1 protein-coding gene and 1 pseudogene are annotated in these 1,305 nt (G+C 47.5%); one reads left to right on the top strand and one right to left on the bottom strand.

The features are described from left to right. Positions 1-942: thioesterase domain-containing protein (locus BMI01S_RS37600; protein WP_156123928.1), on the top strand; the 942-nt coding region annotated here is incomplete at its 5' end. Positions 943-1,078: 136 nt separating this feature from the next. Here the strand turns inward: BMI01S_RS37600 and BMI01S_RS42530 are convergent. After that, positions 1,079-1,195, bottom strand: a pseudogene (locus BMI01S_RS42530) (IS6 family transposase); the annotation flags it as partial. Positions 1,196-1,305 lie beyond the last annotated feature (110 nt).

Raw genomic sequence — 1,305 nt, 5'->3', positions numbered from 1 at the left:
AACCATGCAGCGAAACGCGGCATGATATGTACCTTGAATGACATATTTCAACACTCTACCCTGGCGAAACTAGCTTTACACATCGACACTTATCCGTCATTTACCTCAAATATCAGTGCAATCACGATTCGATCATCCGGATCAGAGCCTCCGATATTCTTCGTGCCGGATGGTTTGGGAGATCATTCTTACGCATTCTCCCTTTCCGAGAGCATAAAAATTGATTGCCCGACATATGCACTTCCATGGCCACCAAGTTTTGACGCCCCATCAAGTTCGATTGAAGATCTTGCTGAGAAAATGGCCGATATCATAATTGGCACCCAATCAACCGGACCCTATCGAGTTTGCGGCTACTGTACGGGTGGCATTCTCTCCTATGCTATCGCCAAACAACTTTCTGACATTGGAATGGAGATCGATTTTGTTGGGCTTATTGACACACCTGCCCCGAGCACTTTCAGAAATGACAATTTGACTATCGAGCAACGATTCGTCATGTCGATTTCCAATTGCGGAAATATCATACCAAAAGAACTCATAAATGAGATGCAAGAAAGTTTTGGAAAACAGAACATAGAAGGACTAATTGAGCTTGCACAGAAACTAAAAATTCTTCCAAAAGTAATCCCCCTCAAGATCGCCGTCGATCACTACAAGCGCATCCACAACTACGTCGAAATGGTAAAGATTTATATTCCGCCGCCGTTGCATTCAACAATCCACCTATTTTATGCGCTTGAGAAGCCCGGTCAAGGCGATCACGCCTCTACTCAAACGCATGACTGGGATAAGATTATCCCATCGTCGCGTCTCTTTACAAATCCGGCACCCGGCAATCACATCACGCTGATGTCAGATAAATTGAATCGCATGCTTCTTGGCAACGCATTGAGTCGCATATTAAAAGAGCCCCCCGTCGCGCAAGCCTCTGAACACTGACAACTAACGGTAAGCGATGGTTTCCACACACCGAATGGAGGTTCGTTCGCAACCAGTGGGCAAGCGGGTTCTGTCGCAGTAAGAGCGAGAGGTCGGCCAAGTCCGATATGGTATGGAGTCCTTATCCAGCGAGCGACTAGAATTGCTGTGCGGGAGTTTGACCAACGCCGCCATCGTTCAATTGCCCCTTGACGATCATGTGCATAACTTCGATGCCGCCCAACAGAATGCGGGCACAACGAAATTTTTTGAACCTAACAGGTTGCTGAAGTGCCGCTGAAACACGTCATCGCGCAGAGTTCGTGAAGCGTTGATAAATGAACCACCACTTGCCCACTGGAAATCATGCGCGGCGCCGACACG

It is taken from the genome of Paraburkholderia mimosarum LMG 23256 = NBRC 106338, assembly GCF_000739815.1.
In the GTDB taxonomy this organism is placed as follows: domain Bacteria; phylum Pseudomonadota; class Gammaproteobacteria; order Burkholderiales; family Burkholderiaceae; genus Paraburkholderia; species Paraburkholderia mimosarum.
This window is presented reverse-complemented; position numbering and strand designations above follow the sequence as displayed.